We start from the raw sequence: 20,937 nt of genomic DNA on the forward strand, positions 1-20,937 counted from the left end.
AGAACCACTCCAGGATCAGGCACAATTTGAACACCATCACAAACCAGGAGAGGAGAAGAGATTAGAAAGAATTTAGAGCTGGGTGAAAAAATGAGCAGCTGAGAATGGAGAAATGAAAAGCTTATCAACAATCTTTCTTTTCAGGTGAAAGCCATTACTAATTTCAACTCCTAAATCGTTAGTAATGACTTACACCATAAAGATTTATTCGATCTCTTTAATACGCATCGAGTTGGTATGACCACCGACATTGAGGCGCTCACCCTGGGTGATCAATACCCGTTGACCTTTTTGCAGGTCAATGCGCGCGCCCAGTACTTCGATAATAGATTCGGTAAGGTGCCCCAGAGGCACCGTGGCTGGATCGTAACTGATGGGCTCTACTCCGCGCAAGAGTACCAGCTGACGCGCAACATTGGGATGCCTTGTCATAGCGTAAATCGGCAGGCGGGTATTAGCGCGGGACATCATACGCGGGGTACGGCCAGATTCTGTCAGCGCAGCCACCGCACAGAGATTCTCCACTCGGGCAGCCACATCGATAGCGGCTTGGGCGATTACGGTGTCAATACGATCCGAAGCGCCGTGCTCCTCAGGCGAGTAAGGCACGCTGCCGAGATACTGCTCAGCCCCCACTATCACCTCACTCATGGATTCCACTGCAGATACCGGGTAATCCCCGGCGGCGGTCTCGGCAGAAAGCATCACCGCATCAGTACCATCCAGCACGGCATTAGCCACGTCCATCACTTCCGCACGGGTAGGCGTTGGGCTAGTAATCATGGACTCCATCATTTGCGTCGCGGTGATTACGCCACGATTGAGTGCATTGGCTCGATTGATCAGTTTCTTTTGCACACCCACCAGAGCGGGATCGCCAATCTCCACCCCTAGGTCGCCACGGGCCACCATAATGGCATCAGAAGCAAGAATCAGGGCATCCATCTGTGCATCGTCGGCAACGGCTTCGGCGCGCTCAATCTTGGCCACAATGGCGGCCTGGCTACCGGCAGCCTGCATGGCCTTGCGCGCGGTCTCCAGGTCCTCGGCACAGCGGGGGAAACTCACTGCGAGGAAATCCACTTCCAATTCGGCAGCCAGTTCAATATCGCGGTAATCTTTTTCAGTTAAAGCTGGCGCGGACAAACCACCACCGAGCAGGTTAATGCCCTTATTATTGGAGAGTTTCCCGCCCTGCAGCACACGGCAATACAGCTTGCTGGCAGTGGTGCCGGTCACCTCCAGGCGAATCTTGCCATCATCGAGCAGGAGAATATTACCGGAATGGCAATCGCTGATCAGACTGGGGTAGTCGACCCCCACACGATGCTCATCGCCCCCTTCCGGAGGGCAGTCGAGATCCAGTGTGAACTCATCATTGTTCTCAAGCGCCACGCTGCCGGCTGTAAAACGGGCAATTCGAATTTTGGGGCCCTGTAAGTCGCCCAGCACTGCGACAGTTTTCCCCTGGGCCTCAGCAGCATCTCGCACTTCCCGCACCCGACGGCGATGGTCATCGGCACTACCGTGGGAGAAATTTAAACGCACAACATTCACGCCGGCACGAATCATTTCATCGATCACACGCGGCTTATCGGTACCGGGTCCCAGAGTGGCGACGATTTTTGTATGGCGAATCATATGGTCCCGTTAGATATTTGTTTGAAAGAAAATGTCTACGACCGGCTAGCACTGCAAAAGTAAATTTAGCCGGCCCACTAGAGTACAAGACGAATTCACAGGCTTTCCCACAAGGGTTTTCTAATTTAGGGGCAACCTATCATAAGAGTATACTCAGGCAGATTCCGCCACCGGCAGATCCAACTGTAAAGCTGCTGCCATGGCCAAGCTGGTATCCAACATACGGTGGGAGAAGCCCCATTCATTGTCATACCAGGCCATCACCTTCACCAGATTTCCATTCACCCGCGTGTGATTGGCATCGAAGTGGCTGGAAGCGGTGGTGTGATTAAAATCCACAGAAACCAAAGGTTGGTCGCAATAGCTCAAGACACCACCACTGGCTTCTGCGGCGCTCTGCATAATGCGGTTTACCTCTTCAACCGTAGTATCGCGGCCCGCAATAAACTGACAGTCCACCAGAGAGACGTTACTTACCGGCACCCGAACCGCCATTCCATCCAAACGCCCCTTTAATTCCGGTAATACCAGACCCACGGCCGCCGCCGCCCCAGTCTTGGTGGGAATCATATTGTCGGCCGCGGCACGTGCCCGATAAATATCCGCATGTACCGCATCCTGAGTGTTTTGGTCGTTGGTATAGGCATGCACCGTGGTCATAAAGCCCCGCTCAATTCCCAGCGCACGGTGCAGCGCCTGTGCCACCGGTGCTAGGCAATTGGTGGTGCAGGAAGCATTGGAAACTACGCGATGCTCCGAGGTCAGGTTACTATTATTCACGCCGTAAACCACGGTGAGATCTGCATCTTTTGAAGGAGCGGAAATCAGCACCGCTGCAGCACCAGCTTCGATATGGGCAGAGGCAGAAGCCTTGTCAGTAAAGCGGCCAGTACATTCCAATACCAGATCCACCCCCAGCTTTGCCCAAGGCAGTTTAGCCGGATCGCGCTCCTGATAGACCTGAACTCTATCGGAGCCGATAATCAACGCATTGCCATCCACTTTTACTTCGGTGGCAAAGCGGCCGTGAATAGTATCGAAACGCGTCAAGTGCGCATTGGAGGCAACCGGAGCCAAGTCATTAATCGCAACCAGCTGGATACGATCGCTGTAACCAGACTCGTAGATGGCACGGGTGACGTTGCGACCGATACGGCCGTAACCATTGATGGCGACTTTAATTTTCATCTGGCTTTACCTTTTTATTAGCTTCTGGTTATCCCCTATTGCATCCATTTATGAATGCACTCTAGCGAACTTTTATGACGATTTGCCTGATGGTGTAGCGCACTTGCATCAGTCACTAAAGTACTACCCGAACAATTCGGGAACGGCACAGGCAATTAACAGATTAGAATTTCAGTGCTGCAGCCTGTTGCGAAAGACGGGTAATCTCGGCCCAATTTTTCTCCTGTACCAAGGCACTGGAGGCCATCCAGGAACCTCCCACACAAACCACGTTGTTAAGTGCCAGGTAATCCGCCGCGTTGTTGGGGCTCACACCACCGGTTGGGCAAAATTTTACTTCCGCTAATGGACCGGCAAGGGACTTCAGCATGGCCACACCGCCGGCGGCCTCAGCAGGGAAAAATTTCTGATAACGGTAACCCCGCTCATACAGGCCCATCACTTCGGAGGCGCTTGCGGCACCGGGTAATAGAGGCACATCACTTTTATCCGCAGATTCCAATAGTTTTTCTGTTGCACCAGGGCTTACCATAAAGCGCGCTCCTGCATCGACAGAGCGGCGCAGATCATCGCCATTTAGCACTGTGCCGGTACCCACATCAGCCTCGGGTAGGTGTTTGGCAATTTGCTCTACTGCAGCCAAGGCTGCTTCTGTACGCAGGGTCACCTCAAGAACATTCAAGCCACCTTTGAGCAAGGCCTCAGCCAGGGGCAACGCATCTTCAGCCCGCTCGATAACCAACACTGGGACAACGCCAGCAGACTGCAAAATGTCGGCGATATTTTTCTGCATCAATCAATTCCAAATCGTTCGTTAAGGCGCCCAATACACAGTGACCGGCTTCAGTCCCTGCTTGAGAATACTGCGCACCGGCATTTCCATTTCATCACTACCGAGCAGGGCTTCACGATAAACCTTGAGTTTTTCCTCACCGGTAATCAGTAGCTTGATATTTTTTGCCTGTAAAATGGCATTTAGGGTCAGCGTCATACGTTCGGTATTGGTACCGGTTACGGCACTCTGTTGCGCGGTAATGGCGCTACACAATTTGTCCGAATCTGGATTTAGTGCTTCGGCAAGCCCTTGTGCATGGGGAAATAAAGAAGCGGTGTGGCCGTCGTTACCCATTCCCAGAATGCACACATCAAAGGGGCGCGGTAGCTCGTCATAGGCGCGCTCACAATCAGCTTCACCCTCTACAGCACTACTATGGGTGTTTTTCATGCCCAGCAAAGTGGCCTCGGCGGCATTATTTTGCATCAGGCTGTTTTCAATAAATGCCTGATTGCTGCCACTGTGGGATTTTTCTACCCAGCGTTCATCCACCAACGCCGCCGTAATCTGCGCCCAGGGCAGTGGACGCTTGGAAAGTTCGCGATAAACCGGTTCCGGAGTACTGCCTCCCGAGACAAGAAAAGTGGCTTGACCAGACTCTTTAATGCCTTGCTGCAGTTCGCAGGCACAGTCGTAGGCCAGTGCCTGTACCAGGCGTTCACGATCGGTAAAGAATTTCTCTTCTGCCATGAATACTTCCATCCATCGTTATGGATTACCTTAAAAATAGGTAATCCACAAAATCATTAGTAGGCGTTAAACCATTGGCGACCATCACGCGCTAGCAATTCGTTAGCTTCTTCTGGTCCCCAGCTACCCGCAGGATAGGGCTTGGGCTGATTTTCGGTTTCACGCCAGTGTTCAATAATAGGGTCCACCCAGGCCCAGGCTGCCGCCACTTCATCGCGGTGAATAAACAGGGCCGAGTTATTGGCAGCGGCATCGAGCATCAACCGCTTATAGGCATCACTGCGGAAGCTGTCATAAGTGTCTGAAAGCGTTAAATTCAATTCCGCCGGCTGTAGCTCAGTGGTCAGGCTATCCATTTTCTTGGCCATCAAAATCAGCCGGATGCTCTCTTCCGGCTGCAAGCGGATAACCAAACGATTGGGGACAACATTGCCGGCACTCTCGTCATAGACTAGGTGGGAAACTTTTTTGTACTGCACCACAATTTCCGCACAGCGTTTTTCCATACGCTTGCCTGTACGCAGGTAAAAAGGTACTCCCGCCCAACGCCAGCTATCGATATATGCACGCAAAGCGACAAAGGTTTCCGTGGCACTAGAGCCACCTTCCAGATCATCCAGATACCCCGGCACCTTTTGACCATTAATTTCTCCAGCAACATACTGGCCACGCACAACGTTTTTATCTACCAGACCGCCCTTTAGTGGGCGCAACGCCTCCAATACCTTGATTTTTTCCGCTCGAACATTTTTCGCGGTCATGGAATTCGGAGAATCCATAGCGATCAGGCACAAAAGTTGTAAAAGATGATTTTGCACCATATCCCGCAGCGCACCGGTTTCATCATAAAAACCCGCGCGGCCTTCAAGGCCGACAGTTTCAGAAATACTAATCTGTATATGGTCAATAGTTTTTGCATCCCAAAGGTGCTCGAACAATACGTTACTAAAACGCAAGGCCAGCAAGTTTTGAACGGTTTCCTTACCCAGGTAATGATCGATGCGGAAAATACTATTTTCCGGAAAGTAGCTCGCAATTTTGCTATTGATTTCGTTGGAAGTCTGCGCGTTATAACCGAGAGGTTTTTCTACCACCACCCGGGAATTTTTACTAATTAAGCCTTTGGATGAAAGGTTTTCACAGCAGGGGCCAAAAACACCAGGGGGAATCGCCAAATAAAAAATTCGTACTCGCTCGGGATCTGATTCGAGGATGTCCGATAAGTGCGTCCACTGTTGATCCGGTACAGAAATATCCAAGGCCACAGGGCGTAATAACTGGCTAAAACCAGTCCAGATGGAATTGCAATATTCACCATCGCGCAAATGCTGCTGTAGGGCCTGAAGTGCCACATTTAGATATTGATCGGCGTCTTGCTGGTGGCGACAAACAGGAAGAATTCGGCAGCCCTCTGCTAAGCTGCCCTCTCGGTAAGCGCGATACAGTGCTGGAATCAACTTGCGCAGGGCAAGATCACCACCACCACCAAATAACACCATATCAAATGGGTTAGACATAAATTTTGCTCTGAAATCGTTTTCTACTGCGCCGTTTCTTTTGAGCGACACATATTAATAAAGGATACTGGCACCACTCTCGGCACCACTGGCGATAGCGCGCATATTGGCAAAGAGTTCCCGGCCCATACCGCGGGCGCTATCAGATAAATCGCACTGAGCGAGTTCGCGCGCATGTAATTCCGTTTCATCCACCAAGACCCGCAACACGCCAGCTTCGGCATCTAGCTCCACTATGTCACCATCGCGCACCTTGGCAATGGGGCCGCCTTCGACGGCCTCAGGAGACATATGAATAGCCGCCGGCACCTTGCCGGAAGCACCGGACATACGCCCATCGGTGACCAGGGCCACTTTGAAGCCTCGATCTTGCAGTACACCCAGGGTTGGAGTCAGCTTATGCAGTTCAGGCATACCGTTTGCTTGTGGTCCCTGAAAACGCACTACCGCAACAAAATCCCGTTCCAGCTCGCCAACTTTGAAACGCTCTAGTAATTCATCCTGGTTATGCAGCACAATCGCCGGCGCTTTCACCTTGAGATGCTCTGGTTTAATCGCGGAAACTTTGATCACACTACGGCCGAGGTTGCCCTCCAGTAGCTGCAAGCCACCGTGATGGGAGAAAGGATCGCTAACAGGGCGAATCACTGTAGTGTCGCCGCTCTCTTTCGCCGTTGGCCGCCAAACTACACCATCACCAGACTCGTTGAGGAAGGGGTCTTGGCAATAGGACTCAAGACCACTATCACCCAACACCGTGCATACATCACCATGTAACAGACCAGCCTCAAGCAACTCACTCATCAGGAATTGCATACCGCCAGCTGCCGCAAAGTGATTGATATCTGCTGTACCGTTCGGGTAGACATGGCACAACAGAGGCACCACTTCAGAGAGGTCGGCCATATCCTGCCACGTGATCTGGATACCGGCAGCTCGCGCCATCGCTATTAAATGCAGCGTATGGTTGGTGGAACCACCTGTGGCGAGCAGTCCCACAATACCGTTAACAAATGTTTTTTCTGTGAGGATTTTCGCGATGGGTGTGTGCTGGCTGGGCTCAGTAATTTTTGCTAACTGTGCCACCGCCGCTTCATTAAGTGCATCGCGCAGGCCAGTGCCAGGATTGACAAATGAACTGCCTGGCAACTGCAGGCCCATAATTTCCACCAACATCTGGTTGCTGTTAGCGGTGCCGTAAAAAGTACAGGTGCCAGCACTGTGGTAAGAAGCGCTCTCCGCCTCCAACAATTCGGCACGACCAACCTTACCCTCAGCATAGAGCTGGCGAACTCGTACTTTTTCCGCATTAGAAAGCCCAGTGGGCATTGGGCCCGCCGGTACAAAAATTGAGGGTAGATGTCCAAAAGCGAGGGCACCGATTACCAGTCCCGGCACTATCTTGTCGCAGATACCGAGGAACATAGCGCCTTCAAAAACATCGTGGGAAAGGGCTATGGCTGTGGACATAGCAATTACATCGCGGGAAAAGAGACTCAGCTCCATACCTGGCCGCCCCTGCGTCACCCCATCGCACATCGCCGGTACTCCACCGGCTACTTGCGCAGTGGCACCTTGGCGCGCCGCCGCCTCCTTCAAACGTGGCGGATAAAGCCCATAGGGCTGGTGCGCTGAAAGCATATCGTTATAAGCGGTAACAATCCCCAGATTGGGACCACGCCCGGAAACAATAAGCTGCTTGTCCTTTTCTGGAGAGGCTGCAATAGCATGGGCCAGATTGCCACAGGACAGGTGCGCAGTGGCACGCCCTTCAATGTGCGCCTTCTCCACCTGAGCCAAATACTGAGCGCGGGTTTCCTCACTACGCTGGATAATTCGCTCGGTAACTGCCTGAACCTTGCTGTGAACCATGACTCTTCCGTATTAATTCTGCTCGATGCACGCTTGAACTGACATCGATGCCTTATTGCAGTGGCGGCACAGCCACCATTGAGTTTTCATCCCTGAAAGGGCCTTCCGGCAAGTAAAATCCCGCCGCCTGACTGGGTTGTAGTGCGGGCGAAGCCCTATCACCCGGCAGGCGATGGACAAGCTGGAGAATTCCATCACCCACCTAGTAAAAAAAGTGCACTTTTTTTTCAAGAAAAACTAATAGGCTTGATCAACATCCCTACCAAACCTCAAGAAATGCACTTTCTTACCAGGCTTAATTTTTACCGGAGCCCACTAACCCCATCGGATACTAGTGGGCCAGTGAGATCAAATCCTCCCCCCTCCAGATGGAGTAGAAAGCTCACAAACCTCAAATGGCACCAACAAATAAGGTCCTGCAAGCTTAATGAAGCGCATTATGTAGTAAAATTACAAAAAAGATCAAGAGCCAGTCTATAGTCAACATAAGAACCAAGCCATTAGCCTGGGAAGGCCAAGTGAAACGATCCGAAATCCTCCAATAAGGAGAATTAAACGCCATAATAGCAAGATATACGGGAAATAAATTTTTGGTACCAAAAGGTAATAATGTAAGAAAATTACAAAAAGATGTCAGATCAGTATATTTTGCTCATGCCCACTACCGCCATTAACCGGGATTACTAGCTGCTGCCAAACTGTCAGTACCGAGTGATCCTTTTTACTTCGGATGGTCCGAATGAGCTTGAGGCTAGAGGCCTCCCCAGGGCAGGTTTTGCAAGAGGAATCGGTGCCGATGAAAGTCACCATTAACGACGTTGCCGCACGCGCAGGCGTATCAATAAAGACAGTTTCCCGGGTCATAAACAATGAACCCTCTGTGCGCCCCAGCACCCGCGAGCGGGTCATGCAGGCGGTACAAGCCCTAAACTACCGTCCCAACCTGGCCGCGCGCAATCTGGCAGGTACCCATTCCTATTCCATTGCCTTTATTTACGACAACCCCAATGCCTACTATGTGATCGACATGCAAAACGGCATCCTCGAAGCCTGCCGCGAACGGGGCTACGAACTGCTTATCCATCCTGGCAGTGGCCGAAGAGAAACCATCCATGAAGAGTTGCGCAAACTAATAGAGCAAAGCCGGGTTGCCGGACTGGTACTCACTCCCCCTTTCTCCGAGACCCGGGAAGTTATTGATACTTTGAAGTCACTGGATGTGGAGTTTGTACGGATAATTTCCTCTGAAGGTTGCGGCCAGGGAGAGGAAAACTGCATTGCAATTGATGACGAAACCGCCGCTTTCACAATTACCCAACATTTATTGCAGCTTGGGCACAGACAAATTGCCTACCTTGGCGGCGGCGCCGAACACTTATCCACCCTCAGCCGCCTAGCGGGTTACAAAAAGGCCCTGCAAAAAGCTGGCTTACCTTTTACTGAGGAGCAGGTCATAGAGGGCGAATATTCCTTTGACTCCGGCGTAGCCGGGGCGACCGCCTTATTACACTCAGTCACCCCTCCCACGGCCATCTTTGCCGGTAATGATGAAATGGCTGCAGGAGCACTTTTTGCCGCGCGCATGTTAAACATTGAGGTGCCACAACAACTTTCTATCGCTGGCTTCGAAGACAGCCCCTTTTCACGCCAGACCTGGCCGAAGCTCACCACCGCCCACCAACCGAACGAAGATATTGCCCGTCGTGCTGCAGAACTATTATTGGAGCGTATTCAATGTCGTGGAGGACAGGAAGAAGAACAACTAAACAGCGTAAAGTCAGATAGCAATTACCGCAGCTTTACTCCGAGTCTAATCGTGCGAGAATCCAGCGGTCCGGCAGTTGAGAAAGCCTACAACCCTCAAACTTGATTGAGAGGCAGGCACACTACTCACCATAAACCTGACGCCCACCGATCCAGGTTTTTTGCACATTAAAACTACGGTCGAGCAAAATAAAATTCGCTTTGGTTCCAGGAACAATACTTCCGCCCTGCGAACCAAGAAACTGGCAAGGATAGAGGCTTGCCATTCGCAAGGATTCACAGATATCCAAGCCACACCAGTCGCTGATATTACGCACTGCCCCCATCATATCCAGATGCGAACCGGCCAACTCTCCGGTACTTGAAGTGAGCTTATCCCCCTCTCTAGTTACCACCCGATCAAATAACGGAAAGCTCAGTGCATCACTCCCCACCAGGGACATAGCATCAGTCACAAGAAGCAGCTTTCCACGCGGCTTAACCTTGAGCGCCAGGGTAATAGCCTCGGCACTGACATGATGACCATCAGCAATAATTCCGCACCAGGCTTCGTCGCTAACTAGGGCTGATCCCACCATACCCGGCTCGCGAGAGTGCAACGGCGACATGGCATTGTACAAATGTGTAAAACCCACTGCGCCAGCCTGCAATGCCGAACGCACGGTTTTCCCATCGGCATTAGAATGCCCCAAACACACCCGCACCCCCATAGAAGACAATCGACTGATATCCTCCATGGGCACTGTTTCCGGCGCCAGGGTAACAACCTTGATACCCAGATCCTCTCGCGCATAAATTTCCCACTCCTCATCGCTAAGAGGACGAATAAATGACTGCTCATGAGTCCCCTTTTTCGGCACGCTAAGATGTGGTCCTTCAAAGTGGATACCGATCACACCGGGTACTTGCTGATGCAGCGCAGCACTAACCGCATCCGCAGCATCCTGCATAATATTGAGACGGTCGGTAATCAGCGTGGGGAGAAAAGCTGTAGTGCCGAACCGGGCATGAGCCTCGCCCATTGTACGCAACCCTGCAACATTGGGCTCTTGGTTAAACAGTACACCACCACCACCATTCACCTGCACATCCACCAACCCCGGCGCCAATAGGCCCTGTAAATATGTCGCTGAGGACTGCGGGGATTTTCCAACGGAGGCAATGCGACCATCATCGTCGATAATCAGTGACACGTCCTCCAAGATCCGTTCACCATCAAAAAGCTTCTCTGCGACCAGGGCGAAAGCCACAACCTCTCCTTAACACTGAATATTATTTACACCGAAATTTCTGGCAGATTATTACACGGTCTGAGTGACCTTTTTTAGGCCTGCCGGCTCATCAGGATTAATACCGCGGTTTACTGCCACATGGGCAACATCGATATAAAAGCGCTGTAGCAAAGCAAGGGGGGCGATGCGGGGATGTACCCCTTTACTCGGCACATGCAGATTGATCAGGCTTGCCCCTCTTTGCACTATGTCATCAATTTGCTCACTGTGCGCCTTGAATGACTCATCTTCAATAGGAACATTTACCACGGTCAGCTTGTCTTCAACGAGAGTAACCGGCCCATGCAAAAATTCTGCACTGGAAAAAGACTCCGCATGGATATTGCACACTTCTTTTAATTTCAGCGCCAACTCGCGGGTTATGGCATAACCGGGACCGCGTCCGAGCACCACCAGATTCTGCACCGAAGCCAGATCCTCAGGTCTCAATTGTATCTCTGCGCGAACAGCAGCTTCTAAAGTTTCAGGTAGTTTTTCCAAGGCCAGGCGCAGCCTCTTGTCACCACTCCAGCAAGCCACCAGCTGCAAAATTGCCGAAAGCGTGGCCAGGTAACTCTTGGTAGCTGCCACCGCTTTTTCCGGCCCCGCCTTCAAGGGGATCAGTAAATCGACAATATCCTTGATTGGCGCCTGCTCATCATTCACCAAGGCTACCGTATAGGCGCCGCACTCCCTGGCCATCTTCGCCTGAGCCAGAATATCCGGACTGCGCCCCGACTGAGAGATCACCAGCACCAATGCCCCTTCCAATTTCAATCGGCGTCCATACACACTGGAAACTGAAGGCGCCGCAGCAAAGGTGGGCGTCCCTGTTTCTATTTCGATCAGATACTTGGCAAAAACACCAGCATGGTCAGAAGAACCCCGCCCAACAATCATGACAAAGCGCGGAGCATGAGCTCGCAAACGCTCCCCCAGGCGCTCCATCACTTTCGCATTCGTTTGTAGCTGTTCAGCAATTCTTGCCGGAGCCTCACGGGCTTCGGCCTCCATGATCGTCGTAGTCATTCCATCATTCACTCAGGCTACCTCTCCCTCCCCAAAACCGGACTCCCGGCAAACTTTTTGGGGGGAATCCAACTATCAGTTTATGTGCAGGTAACACATAAAGAGCGGCTGTTTTAATGGCTGGGGAGGTCATTGTCACTTCTTTTATCAAGCCATTTTCGACTCATACCCGATAAGCGTGAAAAGCTTCCCAAAGTAGGCCTACACGAGAGAAACAGGAGGTTTCACGCTACAAGACGCTTATATCCTAATCATCTATGCTTTCTAATAATTCCCCGACATGAATCGGGCAATGCCTACAGGAAAAAATCGATGACAAAAGCGGGCGGCACGCCAATACACCATTTCTGGCGAGTTATAACGCTCCTAATCCTATTACAATTTATTAACAGTTGTTCCAGCATCCAATTTGCCTACAACAATGTGGATTACTGGATTCGCTGGAAAGCCCAAAAATATGTAGAACTGGATCGCACCCAAAAAGGTGAGCTGCAGGGCGCCCTCAACAGCTTTTTTCGCTGGCACCGACAGACCCAACTCCCTCGCTACGCCGACTTTTTGAATAACCTAGCAAAAAGGGTCGATGAAGGAGCACTGGAAAAGCCCAACTTGCAACCTATCGATAAGCAGGTCCATCAGTTTTTAGCAGCCGCCAGTGAAAATGCTTACAATCTGATACTGCCTTTGGCAGCGCAGTTAAGTGAACAACAAATTAATGAACTACAAGGCAATATGTGGAGAAAAGAACAAAAGAGATTGGAAAAATGGCAACGCTCTCCGGAAAAAGTACAACATAAGCGCGACAAAATTATCCGGAGAGAAAGCATTCGCTGGCTCGGCGCCCTTACCGAAGAGCAAAAAAAAATGATTACCGCCTGGGTATCCAAAATGGAGTACAACCCTCTACAGCGCATCGAGCAACGAAGACTCTGGCAATCCAAAACCTTCGAACTATTGCGTAACAAACCGGAGGGATACCTGGAAAAAATCCGCAGCCTGCTGCTCAACCCAGAACAACTCTGGTCTCAAGAATATCGCCAGAATCAGGAACAGCGCCAACAGCAGGCGCAAGAACTGGCCAAAAAAATATTAACCAGTACCAGCCTTGAACAACGCCGACATCTCAGTAAAACACTAAGTGAATACGCGCAGGACTTTCACTCCCTCGCCAACCAATAAAAATACCGAAGAAAAAAGATAAAGCGCACTTATAAGCCAGTGCCCCCTAAAAAGTAACCTTCAAAAATCGTAACATGGGGCTGACTAAGCCCAGCTCATACTGCTAAGCTCGCCAACTCTAATGACCAGCCAGGGGACTTCACGTGCAAATCGAATCCGCCAGTTTTGACCAGTTAGCCGAGTGGGAAAAAGAGCTGAGTTCCCACTATGAGCGCATCCGTCAACACGAGCTAAATCTGGATATCACCCGTGGCAAACCCTCCACAGAACAGTTGAATTTATCCGACAAGCTCGACGGTATCCTGTGTAACGATTACCGCGCCGCAGGAGGCACTGACACCCGCAATTACGGCGGTTTAATCGGGCTCACTAGTGCCCGTGAACTTGGTGCGGATATGCTTCAAGTACCCACAGAAGAGGTTATCGCCGCAGGCAACAGCTCCCTAACCCTGATGTATCACGCAGTGCTAACCGGCTACCTGTTCGGCTTTGCCGGCAATACCCCCTGGCGAGAATTGAAAGCCCCCAAATTCCTCTGCCCTGTGCCCGGATATGATCGGCACTTCAGTATTTGTGCACAACTGGGGATCGGTATGGTCAGCATCCCCATGAATGATCAAGGACCTAATATGGACCTTGTAGAAAAGTATATTCGTGAGGACAATGAAATTATCGGTATCTGGTGCGTGCCCAAGTACTCCAATCCCAGTGGTATCACTTACAGTGATGAAACCGTAGAGCGCCTGGCTCAGCTCGGCCAAATCGCCAATCCAGGCTTTCGAATATTCTGGGATAACGCCTATGCTGTACACGACCTTGGACACTATGTCAGTCTCGCCAGCATTCGTGCTGCCACTCTGGAAAATGACACTGTGGACTCAGTGCTTCAATTTGCCTCCACCTCTAAAGTCTCCCATGCCGGAGCCGGTGTCGCATTTGTCAGTGCCAGTAGTGCCAACCTGCAATCCTTGCAGCAACAGATGCAGACCATGACTATTGGCCCAGATAAAGTGAATCAGCTGCGCCACTCACGCTTCTTTACCGAATTCACCACCCTGAAGGAACACATGCGCAAGCATGCCAATATCCTTAAGCCCAAATTTGACTGTGTGCTGGAACACCTGCACAACGGTCTGGCTGAAATGGATCTGGGCCAATGGGAAAAACCTCAAGGAGGGTATTTTGTCTCCTTCAATACCCGTAAAGGCTGTGCCAAGGCCGTAGTCAAGTTGGCAGCAGAGGCCGGTGTAAAACTCACCCCTGCAGGTGCCACCTTCCCCTATGGCAAAGATCCTGAGGACAGCAATATCCGCATAGCACCGAGCTTCCCCCCCCTGGAAGAACTCGACACCGCCATGTCGGTGTTTGTACTGTGCGTGAAACTAGCCAGTGTGCGCCAGAAGCTGGAGCAACAGCGAAAGGCAGGATAACCTTCTGAAATGGTTTGGCAGAGAATCAAAAGGGCGGCAGTAAAAACTGCCTTTTTGATTCAAGCAGCGTTTTCGCTTGAGAGATAGCGTCGTGCGAACTTCTCATCGGCTAAATCTAAATCGACCACCACGAGCCCATCAACGGAATCACAAAAGTCTGGATCAACATTGAAGGCGTGAAAACTAGTGCCACCCGGCTTGGTTAATGCAGCATACTTTTTGAAAAGTGGCGGTAAAACCACCCCCTCTTCACGCAACACCAGTTTTAACTGGCGCATATCCGCAATTGAATCCCCAGAGAGATCTGGCAGAGGTGCACCGGCTTGCAGGAAAGGCAGACGCGCATCGCCCAGTGGGTTTTGCGGAGCAAAATAATGGGAAAAATATCTTACAATTGCCGACTTTGCCCGCACCGAAAATGTTCCCGGCATAGAAACAGGGCCAAATAAATAGCGTACTTTATTGCGCAAGACCCACTGGCCGATAGCACTCCATAGCAAATCCAGCCCTTTGCCCCTCCAGTATTCAGGCAGTAAGAAACTGCGACCAAGTTCTGCCGAACCCGGCAGGCAATATCGCGGTGGGGATGGATAATTGAACAGGGTACTGCTGTAGATTTCATTCTCTGCCAAGCTCTCGGTGCCCGCTATACGGTAGGCGCCCACTATCTGCTGGCAATGATGGTCCCACAGTAGCAAGTGGTCATAGTGCGCATCAAATGCATCCCAATCCCGACTCTGCCCTGTTCCCTCACCCACTGCCCGGAAAGCCACCTCACGCGTACGCGCCAGCTCACGCATAACTGGGCAATCCGGCCGCTGTCGATAGAGTCGCACGGAGAAATTCCCCTGGGAGGTCAAAGCTTCACAGTTCTCGATTATTTTTTTCACCTCCCCCCTAGACTCAGCAGCGGCAATAAGTTCCGGCCCCAGAGGCGCGGGAGAACGATGCAATTTATAAACATGTTTGCGCCAGAGAGCCGCCTGGGCACGAGGAGTTAGCGGCCAACTGCGGAAGTGCTCCGCTTCCAGGGGGCGGCCAATACGGATATCAATACCACGGCTGGCCTGCTTAAACATTTCTCGAATAAGCCAAAGGGTTGAAAGTGGTTTATTCAGCATCGACAGACCGTAGAACCACCAGGAATTTCTGCCGAGTACTTGCACAGGTAAGATCGGTGCATTGGCCTTCTCAGCAAAGCGGACAAACCCAGGGTTCCAGCGCCCATCGCGCACCCCCTGGGGGCTTAGGCGTGAAACCTCACCGGCGGGAAAAATAATTACAGCCCCACCCTGGCCGAGATAATCATAAATCCCTTGCACATCGGCACGGCGGGTACGTCCGTTAAAGTTATCTACCGGCAAAAAATATGGACGCAATGGGTGAATATTCCATAAAAGATGACTGGCAATTGCACGCACATCCTTGCGCACTCTGGCAACCATATCGATTAATGCCAGGCCATCCAGGCTGCCCAGGGGGTGATTAGCCACAATAATCAAGGGCCCAGTCACTGGCACCCGCTCCAATTCCGAGGGATTTAACTCATAGCGGAAATTGAGGTCACTAAATAACTGGCGAATAAAATCCAACCCTCCCAAGTGAGGGTAACGCCGCCCAAATTCTACAATCTGTTCCTCACAACAAATTTTTTTAAGGGTAGCGGAGACCAATTTTCGTGTGGGCTTTTGCGGCGCTGCGCTGTACCAGGCATTTTTTTGTAACAGTGTTTCAAGCTGAATCATGCGGCCACCACCTCTGTCATTATGCTGGCTATTTTTGGGGCCCGGTACCAATGGAGCAGTTCCAGGCTGCCATCTTGCTGTTCTACCACGGCACTCATCGAGTCGACCCAATCACCGCAGTTTGCGTAAGTAACCGTACGTCCACCTCTGTTCTTATTGCGCAGCGCCGGGCGATGAATATGCCCACAGATAATCCCATCCATCCCCTTGGCCTGAGCCTCACCCACGGCGACATTTTCGAAATCGGTCATCATTTGCCTGGCTGCACTCACACGGTTCTTTACTTGGCTGGCCAGAGACCACCAGGGCTTGTTGAAACGACTACGCCAATAATTAATCCAGCGGTTAAATCGAAGCATAAGGTAGTAACTGCGATCCCCAATGTGGTAACTGAGCGGATTAATTTTGATATTATGTTCAAATTGATCGCCGTGGGTTACCCAGTAGCGTTTACCGCTGGCAGCTGTGTGAATCCAATCACGCTCGATACGAATATTACCCAGACGTTTACCCGCCCAGCTGCGCATGGGGGCGTCGTGATTTCCGGGAATATAAATAACCTCCGGAGTAAGACTGCTTAACTCCGAAAGCATCCCTAACAACATGGAGGATGCCTGACACCAGGTGCCCTTCCCTTTAGAGAGGGCATACATATCGAAAATATCCCCTACCAGGTACACCTTATCGGCACGATTCTGTGCCAAGAAATCCGCCAACCGATGAGGCTCACTGTCTCTACTGCCCAAATGGACATCAGATATCCACAGCGCATGGTAGCGATTGCCCATAGCAAGGCTCCAACCTTTGACCAGTAATCAACTCGCGTAAAGACTGATAACCTGCCTGCCGAGCGCCAACCTATGCCATGCAGTGGAATTTATCGGTCAATAGTTTGCAAGCCGCGAACAGGCGAACGCTTATTGGATATCGATCAAATACCATTAAGGCCAATGATCGCCTGCGCAGTCACTTTGCAGCGATTTGATGACAGTCCAGAGGACCTTTATTGAAGCTTATATTGCAGTGAAACCCGCTAGACTGCGAGGGCTTTAGGCGCCCGAATCAGCCTGGCCCAAGGCCAGCTGATTCGGTAAAGAGGAGAGGGTTATTCGGTGTCTTGGGGATGACGAATGGGCGGCGCAAAGGGAAACTTTGCAACTTTATCGCCTTTAACTTCGACAATTTTGCCTGTCCCCTCTTTTTCCACCTCATCGATACGCACAATACTGTGCATCGGGATATAGGAACGGGTTACCGAGGCAAACTCGGTTTTTAGCTTTTCTTCACTGGGGTCCACTACCAGCTGGGCCTTCTCCCCGAAAACAAACTCCTCGACTTCAATAAAGCCGTACATATCGCTCTGATAAATCGCCCGGGCATAGAGTTCATACACCTGGCTCTGGTTGTGGAAAATCACTTTATATATCGGGTTGGCCATAAGTCTCTCAGGATGGGGAATACCCCGAAGCTCGAAGTTGTTCAGAAAGCGGGCAAAGCCCGAAAAAGCGCGCAAGAATAGCACAGGTTCTCAACCGCTAATATAGCCATCTATGCAGTGCCGGGTCCTGTCGCTATAATGCCCCACCCGTTTAATTGACCAGTTTTTAATCAGGCACGATATGTCCGATACACCGGCGAAAAAGCTATACATCAAAACCCACGGCTGCCAAATGAATGAGTACGATTCCGCCAGGATGCGCGATCTACTCGGCGAGTCTCACGCTATGGTACCCACCGACGATCCCGAAGAGGCGGACGTTCTCCTGGTCAATACCTGTTCCATTCGCGAGAAAGCTCAGGAAAAACTGTTCCACCAGCTGGGTCGCTGGAGACGCCTCAAGGAAAAAAATCCCGAGCTGGTTATCGGCGTCGGAGGCTGTGTAGCCAGCCAGGAGGGCGAGGCTATCGCCAAGCGCGCGCCCTATGTAGATCTGATCTTCGGCCCGCAAACTCTGCACCGCCTTCCAGAAATGATGGAAACCAAAGAGCAGAAGAATGGCGTGGTCGTTGTAGATATCAGCTTCCCGGAGATCGAGAAGTTCGACCGATTGCCACAACCTGAAGCCGACGGAGCCACGGCTTTTGTCTCCATTATGGAAGGTTGCTCCAAGTACTGCACATTCTGTGTAGTGCCCTACACTCGCGGCGAGGAAGTAAGCCGTCCAGTCGCCGATGTGCTGGAAGAAGTTGCACACTTAGCAGAGCAGGGTGTAAGGGAAGTGAACCTACTTGGCCAGAACGTCAATGCTTACCGCGCCGCCGGGGTAGACGGACAGGAAGTGGACTTCGCCGAGCTGATCACCTATGTAGCGGCAATTGATGGCATCGACCGCATCCGCTACACCACATCACATCCGGTAGAGTTCTCCGATGCTTTGATCGACGTCTATGCACAGGTGCCTGAACTGGTCAGCCACCTGCATCTGCCAGTGCAAAGTGGCTCCGACCGTATTTTAATGGCCATGAAACGTGGACACACCACGCTGGAATACAAGTCCAAGATTCGCCGCCTGAAGAAAATACGCCCGGACATCTGCCTGTCTTCGGACTTTATCGTGGGCTTCCCCGGTGAAACCGACAGAGATTTCGAAGCTACCATGAACCTGATTCAGGAAGTGGGCTTTGATATATCTTTCAGCTTTATTTATTCCCCGCGCCCAGGTACTCCGGCAGCGGATCTCCCCGACGACACCCCGGAAGACGTCAAAAAAGAGCGCCTGCAGCTTTTACAAAACCGTATCAACCAGCAGGCCCAGGCAATTGCCCGACACATGGTAGGTAACACTGAAAGGGTTCTGGTGACCGGAGTATCCAAGAAGGATCCAGGACAGCTGCAAGGACGCACTGAAAACAATCGGGTGGTAAATTTCCGCGCCGATGACCTGGCCCTGATCGGCAAATTTGCCGATGTGCTGATTGAGGAAGCCCTGCCAAACTCCCTACGCGGCACTTTACTCACCTCGGAACTGGAAGAGGACTTATTCTGATCTGAGGCATTGTGACCGCCCTCCCCCCCTGGCAAGGCGTGCTTTAAAACCACGCCTTGCCACCCAAATTTCCTAATAACACCTCTGAAATTACAAGCTGTAATTAAAATCGGGTAAAGTTAGAACCTATTGGTAGCACCCAAAGCTTTCCTATCTGGGGAAAATGGGTATACCCTAGCTATGAACCCTCTAGATTAAGGTGCCGGAAACCAGTTTGGAAACGCAAACCCTCGCTCAAAGTATTACCCTCGAGCCCAACGATGCTCGCCGTCTCGCCAACCTCTGCGGTCAGTTCGACCAACATCTGCGCCAAATAGAACAGCGACTGGATATTGAGATCCGCAACCGCGGCAATCAGTTCGCCGTTTACGGTGAAGCTAAAAAAGCCAAGGCTGCCTGTGAATTACTTAGCTTCCTGTACAAGGAGACTGACTCCCGGGATCAACTGACCCCCGATGAGATTCACTTAGCCCTGCAACAAGCCGGTGTAGAGGAGCTTCTCCACAAGGGAGAGAAGGGCGAATCCACTGAAGCAGACCAGGTGGTATTGATTCGTACTAAGAAATGCTCTGTGCGTCCCCGAGGTTTGAATCAGCGCAAGTATGTGCATGCGGTTCAGAGTAACGATATCAATTTCGGTATTGGCCCAGCGGGTACCGGCAAGACCTACCTCGCAGTAGCCTGTGCGGTCGAGGCCCTGCTCAAAGACCAAGTGGAGCGTATCTTACTAGTGCGCCCGGCGGTAGAAGCAGGCGAAAAGCTCGGCTTTCTCCCCGGTGACCTGAGTCAGAAGGTAGACCCCTACCTACGACCGCTGTACGACGCACTCTATGAAATGCTCGGCTTTGAAACAGTGGGCAAACTCATTGAGCGCAATGTGATCGAGGTAGCCCCCCTGGCCTATATGCGTGGGCGCACCCTCAACAACGCCTTTGTCATTCTCGATGAAAGCCAAAACACCACCCGCGAGCAGATGAAAATGTTCCTGACCCGGATCGGTTTCGGCTCCACTGCAGTGATTACCGGAGACCCGAGCCAGGTGGACCTGCCACGAGGACAGGCCTCGGGGCTGCGTCACGCGGTGGAAGTCCTGGGCAAGGTCAACGGCATCAGCTTTACCCATTTCGGCGCCAAGGATGTTGTCCGCCACCCTCTCGTACAGCGCATTGTCGAAGCCTACGATATCCACGAGGCTGAGCGGGATGCCAGTGTCAGCAACAAAGCCGACGAGAATGCCGCCTGAGGTTCCTCCACAGAGTTATGATTGATTTAACCCTTGATGTGCAGCGGGCTAGCCACTGCACAAACCTACCCTCCGATGAAAAGATCCGCACCTGGGTCATTAACGCTCTGTCCGGCCGAAAAGATGAGGCCGAACTGGCAGTTCGAATCGTCGACGAAGAGGAGAGCCAAGCGCTCAATGCGCAATATCGCGGCAAAGATAAGCCGACCAATGTCCTGTCCTTCCAAGCAGACTTTCCCGCAGAGCTGAACCTCCCACTATTAGGAGACTTGGTAATTTGTGCTCCCGTTGTGGAGAAGGAAGCGGAGCAACAGAACAAAACGACTGAGGCGCACTGGGCACATATGCTAGTCCATGGCACACTGCACCTTCTGGGTTATGACCATATCAAAGACAACGATGCGGAAATCATGGAAAGGCTAGAGACTGGCCTAATGACCCATCTCGGCTTTGCGGACCCCTACACCCCTCTCGATGAGGCGGGATAACGAGGGTTGAAATGAATCTACCCACTAACGATTACTGATTGAAATAGACGAGAGATAT

17 protein-coding genes are annotated in these 20,937 nt (G+C 51.6%); 6 read left to right on the forward strand and 11 right to left on the reverse strand.

Annotated elements, in window-relative coordinates:
- Window positions 1-204: 204 nt before the first annotated feature.
- From pyk to edd, 6 genes are all read right to left on the reverse strand, one after another.
- Entirely contained in the window at window positions 205-1,641 is a 1,437-nt protein-coding gene (pyk, locus tag MJO52_RS16440) for a pyruvate kinase (RefSeq protein WP_252083054.1), read from the reverse strand.
- A gap of 153 nt (window positions 1,642-1,794) precedes the next feature.
- Entirely contained in the window at window positions 1,795-2,829 is a 1,035-nt protein-coding gene (gene gap / locus MJO52_RS16445) for a type I glyceraldehyde-3-phosphate dehydrogenase (RefSeq protein WP_252083055.1), read from the reverse strand.
- A 163-nt stretch (window positions 2,830-2,992) separates the two neighbouring features.
- On the reverse strand, window positions 2,993-3,622 hold the full coding sequence (locus tag MJO52_RS16450) for a bifunctional 4-hydroxy-2-oxoglutarate aldolase/2-dehydro-3-deoxy-phosphogluconate aldolase (RefSeq protein ID WP_252083056.1): 630 nt from the start codon (window positions 3,620-3,622) through the stop codon (window positions 2,993-2,995).
- 21 nt (window positions 3,623-3,643) lie between these two features.
- Complete coding sequence (gene pgl / locus MJO52_RS16455) at window positions 3,644-4,354, reverse strand: 6-phosphogluconolactonase (protein WP_252083057.1); 711 nt, start codon at window positions 4,352-4,354, stop codon at window positions 3,644-3,646.
- Window positions 4,355-4,410: 56 nt separating this feature from the next.
- Window positions 4,411-5,871 carry a glucose-6-phosphate dehydrogenase gene (gene zwf, locus MJO52_RS16460; RefSeq protein WP_252083058.1) on the reverse strand — a complete coding sequence of 487 codons (1,461 nt, stop codon included), beginning with the start codon at window positions 5,869-5,871 and terminating at the stop codon, window positions 4,411-4,413.
- Between the two features lie 54 nt (window positions 5,872-5,925).
- On the reverse strand, window positions 5,926-7,743 hold the full coding sequence (gene edd, locus MJO52_RS16465) for a phosphogluconate dehydratase (protein WP_252083059.1): 1,818 nt from the start codon (window positions 7,741-7,743) through the stop codon (window positions 5,926-5,928).
- Window positions 7,744-8,539: 796 nt separating this feature from the next.
- Here edd and MJO52_RS16470 point away from each other — a divergent pair.
- Window positions 8,540-9,613, forward strand: coding sequence for a LacI family DNA-binding transcriptional regulator (locus MJO52_RS16470; protein WP_435583649.1), 1,074 nt, complete (start codon window positions 8,540-8,542; stop codon window positions 9,611-9,613).
- A 16-nt stretch (window positions 9,614-9,629) separates the two neighbouring features.
- Here MJO52_RS16470 and nagA read toward each other — a convergent pair whose 3' ends face one another.
- Together nagA and nagB-II are read right to left on the reverse strand one after the other, a co-directional pair.
- Entirely contained in the window at window positions 9,630-10,757 is a 1,128-nt protein-coding gene (nagA, locus tag MJO52_RS16475; RefSeq protein ID WP_252083061.1) for an N-acetylglucosamine-6-phosphate deacetylase, read from the reverse strand.
- 51 nt (window positions 10,758-10,808) lie between these two features.
- Entirely contained in the window at window positions 10,809-11,807 is a 999-nt protein-coding gene (gene nagB-II / locus MJO52_RS16480) for a glucosamine-6-phosphate deaminase NagB-II (protein WP_252083062.1), read from the reverse strand.
- 312 nt (window positions 11,808-12,119) lie between these two features.
- Between nagB-II and MJO52_RS16485 the strand changes: the two genes are divergently transcribed.
- Window positions 12,120-12,986, forward strand: coding sequence for a DUF6279 family lipoprotein (locus MJO52_RS16485; protein ID WP_252083063.1), 867 nt, complete (start codon window positions 12,120-12,122; stop codon window positions 12,984-12,986).
- A gap of 143 nt (window positions 12,987-13,129) precedes the next feature.
- Window positions 13,130-14,416 carry an aminotransferase class I/II-fold pyridoxal phosphate-dependent enzyme gene (locus MJO52_RS16490; protein ID WP_252083064.1) on the forward strand — a complete coding sequence of 429 codons (1,287 nt, stop codon included), beginning with the start codon at window positions 13,130-13,132 and terminating at the stop codon, window positions 14,414-14,416.
- Window positions 14,417-14,475: 59 nt separating this feature from the next.
- Here the strand turns inward: MJO52_RS16490 and MJO52_RS16495 are convergent, their stop codons facing one another.
- The 3 genes from MJO52_RS16495 to MJO52_RS16505 all read right to left on the reverse strand — a co-directional run bounded on the left by MJO52_RS16495 (window position 14,476) and on the right by MJO52_RS16505 (window position 17,599).
- Window positions 14,476-16,161 carry a lysophospholipid acyltransferase family protein gene (locus tag MJO52_RS16495; RefSeq protein ID WP_252083065.1) on the reverse strand — a complete coding sequence of 562 codons (1,686 nt, stop codon included), beginning with the start codon at window positions 16,159-16,161 and terminating at the stop codon, window positions 14,476-14,478.
- Window positions 16,158-16,949: a UDP-2,3-diacylglucosamine diphosphatase gene (locus MJO52_RS16500; RefSeq protein WP_252083066.1), complete on the reverse strand. Its 792-nt coding sequence runs from the start codon at window positions 16,947-16,949 to the stop codon at window positions 16,158-16,160. Before MJO52_RS16500 ends, MJO52_RS16495 begins: the two co-directional genes overlap by 4 nt.
- A 317-nt stretch (window positions 16,950-17,266) precedes the next feature.
- Entirely contained in the window at window positions 17,267-17,599 is a 333-nt protein-coding gene (locus tag MJO52_RS16505) for a DUF1820 family protein (protein ID WP_211214910.1), read from the reverse strand.
- A gap of 181 nt (window positions 17,600-17,780) precedes the next feature.
- Between MJO52_RS16505 and miaB the strand changes: the two genes are divergently transcribed.
- The 3 genes from miaB (at window position 17,781) to ybeY (ending at window position 20,879) form a co-directional block, all read left to right on the forward strand.
- Window positions 17,781-19,148, forward strand: a complete 1,368-nt coding sequence (gene miaB / locus MJO52_RS16510) for a tRNA (N6-isopentenyl adenosine(37)-C2)-methylthiotransferase MiaB (RefSeq protein WP_252083067.1) — start codon at window positions 17,781-17,783, stop codon at window positions 19,146-19,148.
- A gap of 214 nt (window positions 19,149-19,362) precedes the next feature.
- Window positions 19,363-20,391: a PhoH family protein gene (locus tag MJO52_RS16515; RefSeq protein WP_252083068.1), complete on the forward strand. Its 1,029-nt coding sequence runs from the start codon at window positions 19,363-19,365 to the stop codon at window positions 20,389-20,391.
- Between the two features lie 17 nt (window positions 20,392-20,408).
- A complete protein-coding gene (ybeY, locus tag MJO52_RS16520) occupies window positions 20,409-20,879 on the forward strand; it encodes an rRNA maturation RNase YbeY (protein WP_252083069.1) in 471 nt (156 codons plus the stop codon).
- Window positions 20,880-20,937 lie beyond the last annotated feature (58 nt).

The organism is Microbulbifer variabilis (assembly GCF_023716485.1).
Taxonomy (GTDB): Bacteria; Pseudomonadota; Gammaproteobacteria; order Pseudomonadales; family Cellvibrionaceae; genus Microbulbifer; species Microbulbifer variabilis_B.

What these genes read in the sequence shown, in the direction of transcription:
- pyk (WP_252083054.1), bottom strand. Translation starts at nt 1,641, where the DNA reads ATGATTCGCCATACAAAAATCGTCGCCACTCTGGGACCCGGTACCGAT.
- gap (WP_252083055.1), bottom strand. Translation starts at nt 2,829, where the DNA reads ATGAAAATTAAAGTCGCCATCAATGGTTACGGCCGTATCGGTCGCAAC.
- MJO52_RS16450 (WP_252083056.1), bottom strand. Translation starts at nt 3,622, where the DNA reads ATGCAGAAAAATATCGCCGACATTTTGCAGTCTGCTGGCGTTGTCCCA.
- pgl (WP_252083057.1), bottom strand. Translation starts at nt 4,354, where the DNA reads ATGGCAGAAGAGAAATTCTTTACCGATCGTGAACGCCTGGTACAGGCA.
- zwf (WP_252083058.1), bottom strand. Translation starts at nt 5,871, where the DNA reads ATGTCTAACCCATTTGATATGGTGTTATTTGGTGGTGGTGGTGATCTT.
- edd (WP_252083059.1), bottom strand. Translation starts at nt 7,743, where the DNA reads ATGGTTCACAGCAAGGTTCAGGCAGTTACCGAGCGAATTATCCAGCGT.
- MJO52_RS16470 (WP_435583649.1), top strand. Translation starts at nt 8,540, where the DNA reads ATGAAAGTCACCATTAACGACGTTGCCGCACGCGCAGGCGTATCAATA.
- nagB-II (WP_252083062.1), bottom strand. Translation starts at nt 11,807, where the DNA reads ATGACTACGACGATCATGGAGGCCGAAGCCCGTGAGGCTCCGGCAAGA.
- MJO52_RS16485 (WP_252083063.1), top strand. Translation starts at nt 12,120, where the DNA reads ATGACAAAAGCGGGCGGCACGCCAATACACCATTTCTGGCGAGTTATA.
- MJO52_RS16495 (WP_252083065.1), bottom strand. Translation starts at nt 16,161, where the DNA reads ATGATTCAGCTTGAAACACTGTTACAAAAAAATGCCTGGTACAGCGCA.
- MJO52_RS16500 (WP_252083066.1), bottom strand. Translation starts at nt 16,949, where the DNA reads ATGGGCAATCGCTACCATGCGCTGTGGATATCTGATGTCCATTTGGGC.
- MJO52_RS16505 (WP_211214910.1), bottom strand. Translation starts at nt 17,599, where the DNA reads ATGGCCAACCCGATATATAAAGTGATTTTCCACAACCAGAGCCAGGTG.
- miaB (WP_252083067.1), top strand. Translation starts at nt 17,781, where the DNA reads ATGTCCGATACACCGGCGAAAAAGCTATACATCAAAACCCACGGCTGC.
- ybeY (WP_252083069.1), top strand. Translation starts at nt 20,409, where the DNA reads ATGATTGATTTAACCCTTGATGTGCAGCGGGCTAGCCACTGCACAAAC.